This window comes from Actinomadura sp. NBRC 104425 (assembly GCF_030269545.1).
Taxonomy (GTDB): Bacteria; Actinomycetota; Actinomycetes; order Streptosporangiales; family Streptosporangiaceae; genus Spirillospora; species Spirillospora keratinilytica.
This window is the reverse complement of the sequence record NZ_BSTN01000031.1, coordinates 68313-74617: the sequence shown is the minus strand read 5'-3', so window position 1 is coordinate 74617 and position 6305 is coordinate 68313. Positions and strand designations below refer to the sequence as shown.

The window sequence follows — 6305 nt, the reverse complement described above, 5'->3', positions numbered from 1 at the left end:
GGGGCACGAGGACCTCCCGGCGGGTGGTGCGAAGTTTCGTCGACTCACACCACGCCAGGAGGTCCTCCCCATTTCAAGATCATCCAGCTGTGTCGCCGTCACCAACGTCCATGGTCAGTACAGCTAGGCGTCGCGGCGGCAGGCCGCGACCGCGGCGGCGGCCAGCGGAACCGCCGCGTAGGCCAGCAGCACCGCCAGCGCCGCCGGCGGAGCCAGCAGATCCCCGTAGACCGACGGCGCGCCGGCCCCCTCGGCCACCTGGCCGGGCAGGCCGGCGAGCATGAACGAGCCGATCCGCCCGTCCCACGGCGCGGGCAGGTTGGCCACCAGCAGCGGCACGACGTGCCACAGCAGCACGACGACCACGATGGCGCCGGCCGTCGAGCGCAGCAGGACGCCGAGGGCCAGGCCCAGCAGGGCGAACACCGCGACCGACAGACCGGCGGCGAGCAGGTGCGCCGCCTGGTCGGCGAGCACCAGGTGCTGGCCGGTGATCGGCCGGTCGCCGATGATCGCCGCGGACGCCAGGAACGCACCGAACACCGTGACCTGTCCGGCGGCCAGCGCCACCGCGCCCACCACGGCGGCCTTGGCCGCCAGCACCGTCCCGCGCCGCGGCACGGCGAGGTACGTCGCGCGGATCGTGCCGGTGCGGTGCTCGGACGTGGCGGCCGGCACACCCAGGACGGCCATGCACAGCGACACCGCCCACGACGTCACATCCTCCAGCGGGGACAGCGCGAACCGCTCCCGCCGCTGCGGGGGGAGGCCGTCCCAGACGTGGGCGGAGTACCAGGCGAGCAGGGCGGCCAGCCCAACGAACGCGACCGCCGCCGCCAGGGTCCAGAACGTGGAGCGGAGCGTGCGGAGCTTGAGCCACTCGCCCGCGAGGACCCTCCCCACGGTGACTCCGGGGGCCGTGTTCGTCATGCGTCCCTCCTCACAAGCAGTACGGCACCGGCTCCCAGAGCGGCCACCACGTACGCGGCCATGACCGCGAAGGCCCCCATGGGCGGCAGCAGCGGATCTTCGGCCGCCCCCGCCAGCTGCATGGCGAGGTCGGGCATCAGCACACCGGCCAGACGCTCGTCCCAGGGGGACGGCAGGAACGCCGCCACGACGGGCAACACGAACAGCAGCGCGCACACGGTGACGATGGCGCCGGCCGTGGAACGCAACACCGCGCCCATGCCCAGGCCCACCAGTGCCACGGCGCCCACCGACAGCCCCAGCGACAGCAGCAGCGGCACCGAGTCCAGGAACGGCGCGTCGTAGTCGCCCAGCGGACGGTCACCGATGATCAGCCGCACGATGCCGTGCGTGGCGGACACCGCGGCGAACCCGGCGGCGAGCACCGGCCCGGCCACGGCCGCCGCCTTGGCCGCCAGCGCGGCGGACCGGGACGGCACGGCCGTCAGGCTGGTGCGGATCATCCCCGTCGCGTACTCCGAGGTGATCGCCATGGCGCCGAGCACCGCCGCGCTCAGCTGCACGAACGGCAGGAACATCGCCTCCAGCGGCTGGGACCGCTCCCAGGCCGCGCGCTGCTCCGCGGTCCCCGCGTCCCACGCGTGCGCGCCGTTCCACGCCATCAGCGCCGCCGCCAGCGGCGTCGCCGCGACCACGGCGAGCACGTAGTACGTGGAGCGGACGGACCGCAGCTTGGTCCACTCGGCGGCGAGCGCCCCGCTCACGGCCGCGCCCCCTCGGCGGCGAGGCCGGCGGTGTCCCCGCCGGTCAGTTGCATGTACGCCTCCTCCAGGGAGGCGCCGCGCGGCCTCACCTCGTGCAGCGGGATCCCCCGCGCGGCGGCCAGCTCGCCGATGCGGGCGACGTCCAGCCCGCTCACCGACAGTCCGCCGTCGGGCAGCACGTCCACGCTCGCGCCCGCCGCCGCCAGCGCGCCGAAGAGCTCGCCCTGCCGCGGCGACCGGACGAGGACGCCGCGCTGGAACCGCGCGGCCAGCTCCTTCACGGAGGTGTCGGCGATGAGGCGCCCCCGGTCGACGATGACGAGGCGGTCGGCGGTCATCTCCATCTCGCTCATGAGATGGCTGGAGACCAGCACGGCCCGCCCCTCGGCGGCGAGCGCGCGCAGCAGCCGGCGGATCCAGCGCACGCCGTCCGGATCGAGGCCGTTGACGGGCTCGTCCAGCACCAGCACGCCGGGGTTGCCCAGCAGCGCCGCCGCGATGCCCAGCCGCTGCTTCATGCCCAGGGAGAAGCCGCCGACGCGCTTGCGCGCCACCCCGGCCAGACCGACCTGTTCCAGCACCTCCGCCACCCGGCGCACGCCGATGCCGTTGCTGCGCGCCAGCCAGCGCAGGTGGTCGTAGGCGGTGCGGCCGCCGTGCACGGCCGTCGCGTCCAACAGCGCCCCCACCTCGCACAGGGGACGGCGCAGCTCGGCGTAGCGTCGGCCGTTGACCAGCGCCGCGCCCGAGGTGGGCGCCGCCAGGCCGAGCAGCACGCGCATGGTCGTGGACTTGCCCGCGCCGTTCGGCCCGAGGAAGCCCGTCACGGTGCCGGGGGAGACCTGGAACGACAGCCCGTCCACGGCCGTGGTCGGGCCGTAGCGTTTCGTCAGCTCACGTACTTCGATCATGCCGCCAACGGTCGCGTGTCATGGCGCGGTCAGACATCGGAGCACGAGCCGAAAACACACCTGCGGCCAGGGGGTGAGGGCGCTCGGCTCTGCGCGGGCTTGTCCTACCTGGGGATGACATGCCGCGGCCGGAGGCGACCGGGCGTCGGCGCCGTTACGGTCGGCACGTGCCGGAATCGGAGTTGCGTGCCCTGTTGACCAGACGGCTGGACCGCCGTCAGCTCATCGCGTTGGACGCCGCGTTCGCCGTCGCGTACACGCTGATCCTGCTGGGGACGGCCAGTGCCGGCGCCCCTGGCGAGGCCGTGCCGCCCGGCCCGGCCGAATGCCTCGTCATCGCCGGCACGGGACTGCCGCTCGCCGTCCGCCGCCTCTGGCCCGTCGCGGTGTTCGCGCTGGTCCTGGCCCTGTCGGTCGCAGCGCTGCCCGCCGGCCTGCCGACCCTGTCGTTCGCCGCCGCCGCGTACGCGCTGTACGCGGTCGCGCTCGTCCAGCCGAGGCGCCGCTGGATCCCCACCGCCGCGATCGGCGCGTTCAGCGGCCTGACGCTGCTTGCCGGCGCCCTCGTCGGGCCGCGCGACTGGCACGCCGAACGCTTCCGCGACGTCCTGCTCGCCCTGGCCGTCCTCGGCGGGGCGTGGACGCTGGGGCGGGCCGTGCGGGAACGGCGCGCCCAGGCCGAGCAGTCGGCGGCACGGCTGGCCGACCAGGCCGTCGCCGAGGAGCGGCTGCGGATCGCACGCGAGCTGCACGACGTCGTCGCGCACAGCATGAGCCTGATCGCCGTCAAGGCGGGGGTGGCCAACCATGTCGCCGCGGAGCGGCCCGAGGAGGCCCGCGACGCGCTGCGCGTCATCGAGTCCGCCAGCCGCGGCGCCCTCGCCGAGATGCGCCAGCTGCTCGGGGTGCTGCGCACCGGCGGCCCGGCCGACACCGAGCTCGCGCCCGCGCCGGGCCTGGCCGGGCTGGCGGGACTGGTGGAACGGGCGGCGCTGGCGGGGGTGCGCGTCGACCTGGAACTGAAGGTGGGGGAGCTGCCCGAGGGCGTCGCGCTGTCGGCGCACCGGATCGTCCAGGAGGCGCTGACGAACGTGGTCAAGCACGCCGCCCCGGCGCACTGCCGCGTCCTGGTCGAGGCCGACGGGCACCAGGTGCACATCGAGGTCACCGACGACGGGCCCGGCACGCGCACACTGCCCCACGACCCCGCGCCCGGCGCCGGGCACGGACTGATCGGCATGCGGGAACGCGCCATGATGTACGGCGGTGACTTCACCGCCGGGCCCCGCCCCGAGGGCGGTTTCGCGGTGCGGGCCCGCCTGCCGTACGACGACGTAGGGAGCCGTTGACTTTCTCCCCCGCCTGAAGGCGGGGGTTCCCTCGGAGGTTTCCGATGACCGACATCCGGGTGCTGGTCGCCGACGACCAGGCGCTGGTGCGCGGCAGCTTCCGCCTGTTGGTCGACACCGCGCCCGGCATGGTCGCCGTCGGCGAGGCCGGGACGGGCGCCGAGGCCGTCGAGCTGGCGGCCCGCGAACGGCCCGACGTGGTGCTGATGGATGTGCGGATGCCCGAGATGGACGGCATCGAGGCCACCCGCCGCATCTGCGCCGCCTCGGACGTGCGGGTGCTCATCCTCACCACGTTCGACCTGGACGCCTACGTCTACGCGGCGCTGCGCGCGGGCGCCAGCGGTTTCCTGCTCAAGGACACCCCGCCCGCCGACCTGCTGGCGGCCGTCCGCGTCGTCGCGGCGGGGGAGGCGCTGCTCGCCCCGGCCGTCACCCGGCGGCTGATCGCCGAGTTCGTCCGCCGCCCCGAGCCGTCCCGCCCGGTGGCCCGCGAGCTGGACGGGGTGACCCCGCGCGAGCTGGAGGTGCTGGAGCTGGTCGCGCGCGGCCTGTCCAACACCGAGATCGCCGACCATCTGCGGCTCAGCCTGGCCACCGTCAAGACCCACATCGGGCACCTGCTGGCCAAGCTGCACGCACGCGACCGCGCCCAGCTCGTCATCGTCGCCTACGAGACGGGCGTCGTCCGCCCCCGCTCCTGAACCAGCGGCGTGCGGCGGGACCGGACGCCCGGACCGGTAGTCGCGGCATCATCGCCGCTCGGCGGAAGGCAACCGCAGACCGATGCGGCCCCGCGAGCCCAACCGCGCTGCACGCGTGCGGCCGGGCCCGGTTGGTCATCGTCACCTATGAGACGTGGTTGTTCTCCCTCCGGTCGTGAAGCAGGGTGCGGGGGAGGGGCACCCGGAGCGGTAGTGGCGGCATCATCGCTGCCGACCGGCGGGAGGCAGCCGCAGAACGATGCGGTCGGCGAACCCGCCGCGTTCGGCGGCCTTGGCCGCACGCCGCCGTTCGAGCTCCTCCGGATCGAGGCCGTGCAGGGCCGCCAGCGCATGGACGACCTCGAGCAGGTCGGCGAGCTCCTCGGCGTCCCCGCTCGCCACGTATTCGCCGGCCTCCTCGTACAACTTCGCACGCAGCATCGCCGCGTACTCCGGGTCCGCGGCGACGCGCACGTCCGGTTCGCGGCCGCCGGCCCGGATGATGCCGGGAATGCGGTCGCGGACCAGCTTCTCGGCGCGTGCGCCGCCGCTCCCGTCGGGACGGGACGCGGCGCCGTGGCGGCGGTCCAGGGACTGCACCCACTTCACCGCGACGGCGGCCGTCTGGATCAGTTCCTCGCGGAGCGCGGCGGAATCGGACTCGGCGAGCGCCTCGTAGAACTCCTCGGTCAGCACGTGCCGCCAGGTCAGCTCGCCCCGCGTCCACGCCTCCGCGCAGTCGCGCTTGGCGCGGTCGGCCGCCTCGGCGTACTGCGGCCCGGTGCCGTCGGGAAACTCCTGCACGCCCCACCGGCGGTCCTGCGCGGCGCGTTCGGCGGCGATGTCGTCCAACACCCGGCCGAGCGTCCCCGGCACTCCCTCGCTCTCCATCACAACCTCCCGAGGGGACCGTCGCCTTCAGACGATGGGCGAATCGGGGTCTCGGCAGGGACTGGCCCGCGTCGGCGGGACAGGACCAAGCACGAAGTGCGCACTGGTTCATCCTTTCGACACTCGTCAGATGTACGACCACCGGCAGCTGCACAACGCCGCCTTGGAGCACCGCCGCACCGCCTACCGTAAGGCGGGCGCGACCATCCGGTACGGCGACCAGCCCGCCGAGCTCAAACACATCCGCGCCGACGACCCCGACGGCGGCCGGGTGAAGACGATCAGCGTGGAGCGGAAGGGCAATCGCTGGTTCGTGGTTCTGCCGTGCGACGACGTGCCCGCCGAGCCGCTGCCCGCCACCGGCGCGGCCGCCGGAATCGACCTGGGCGCCGCCTGTCTGGTCACCACCGGCGACGGCACCCACGTGGCCGACCCGCGCCACCTGGCCGCAACCGCCGCGTCTCGCGGACGCCCAACGCGACCTGGCCCGCAAGAAACGCGGCTCGGCGCGGCGGCGCAAGGCGGCCGCCCGCGTGGCCGTGCCGCACGCCGAAGTCCGCCGCCAGCGCCTCGACCACGCGCACAAGACCGCCAACGCGCTGGTGGCCGCCGCCTACGACGTGATCGTGCAGGAAAACCCGCGGATCGCGAACATGACCAGCTCGGCGTCCGGCACGATCGCCCAGCCCGGCCGGGGCGTCGCCGCCAGGTTCGGCCTGAAGCGGATGCGTCGCCGCGGTTGCGACGCGATCAGTG

6 protein-coding genes and 1 pseudogene are annotated in these 6305 nt (G+C 74.5%); 3 read left to right on the top strand and 4 right to left on the bottom strand.

The annotated features are described in order from the left end of the window. Positions 1 to 123: 123 nt before the first annotated feature. The 3 genes from QSK22_RS29515 to QSK22_RS29505 are packed head-to-tail and all read right to left on the bottom strand — an operon-like array spanning position 124 to position 2605. Positions 124 to 930, bottom strand: a complete 807-nt coding sequence (locus tag QSK22_RS29515; RefSeq protein WP_285497718.1) for an ABC transporter permease — start codon at positions 928 to 930, stop codon at positions 124 to 126. Beyond that, positions 927 to 1694 carry an ABC transporter permease gene (locus QSK22_RS29510; protein ID WP_285497717.1) on the bottom strand — a complete coding sequence of 256 codons (768 nt, stop codon included), beginning with the start codon at positions 1692 to 1694 and terminating at the stop codon, positions 927 to 929. Before QSK22_RS29510 ends, QSK22_RS29515 begins: the two co-directional genes overlap by 4 nt. Further along, entirely contained in the window at positions 1691 to 2605 is a 915-nt protein-coding gene (locus tag QSK22_RS29505; protein WP_285497716.1) for an ABC transporter ATP-binding protein, read from the bottom strand. Before QSK22_RS29505 ends, QSK22_RS29510 begins: the two co-directional genes overlap by 4 nt. Before the next feature lie 194 nt (positions 2606 to 2799). On the opposite strand from QSK22_RS29505, the gene QSK22_RS29500 reads away from it, so the two are divergent. Continuing rightward, the gene (locus tag QSK22_RS29500; RefSeq protein ID WP_285497715.1) at positions 2800 to 3954 is read left to right on the top strand and encodes a sensor histidine kinase; all 1155 of its coding nucleotides are present in this window, start codon (positions 2800 to 2802) and stop codon (positions 3952 to 3954) included. Positions 3955 to 3998: 44 nt separating this feature from the next. After that, entirely contained in the window at positions 3999 to 4658 is a 660-nt protein-coding gene (locus tag QSK22_RS29495) for a response regulator (protein ID WP_285497714.1), read from the top strand. A 222-nt stretch (positions 4659 to 4880) separates the two neighbouring features. Here the strand turns inward: QSK22_RS29495 and QSK22_RS29490 are convergent, their stop codons facing one another. Beyond that, complete coding sequence (locus tag QSK22_RS29490; RefSeq protein WP_285497713.1) at positions 4881 to 5549, bottom strand: nucleoside triphosphate pyrophosphohydrolase; 669 nt, start codon at positions 5547 to 5549, stop codon at positions 4881 to 4883. A gap of 302 nt (positions 5550 to 5851) precedes the next feature. On the opposite strand from QSK22_RS29490, the pseudogene QSK22_RS33890 reads away from it, so the two are divergent. Beyond that, a pseudogene (locus QSK22_RS33890) lies at positions 5852 to 6121 on the top strand (hypothetical protein); the annotation flags it as partial. Positions 6122 to 6305: the final 184 nt, after the last annotated feature.

Coding starts and splice junctions, on each gene's coding strand:
- QSK22_RS29515 (WP_285497718.1), bottom strand. CDS start 930: ATGACGAACACGGCCCCCGGAGTCACCGTGGGGAGGGTCCTCGCGGGC.
- QSK22_RS29505 (WP_285497716.1), bottom strand. CDS start 2,605: ATGATCGAAGTACGTGAGCTGACGAAACGCTACGGCCCGACCACGGCC.
- QSK22_RS29495 (WP_285497714.1), top strand. CDS start 3,999: ATGACCGACATCCGGGTGCTGGTCGCCGACGACCAGGCGCTGGTGCGC.
- QSK22_RS29490 (WP_285497713.1), bottom strand. CDS start 5,549: ATGGAGAGCGAGGGAGTGCCGGGGACGCTCGGCCGGGTGTTGGACGAC.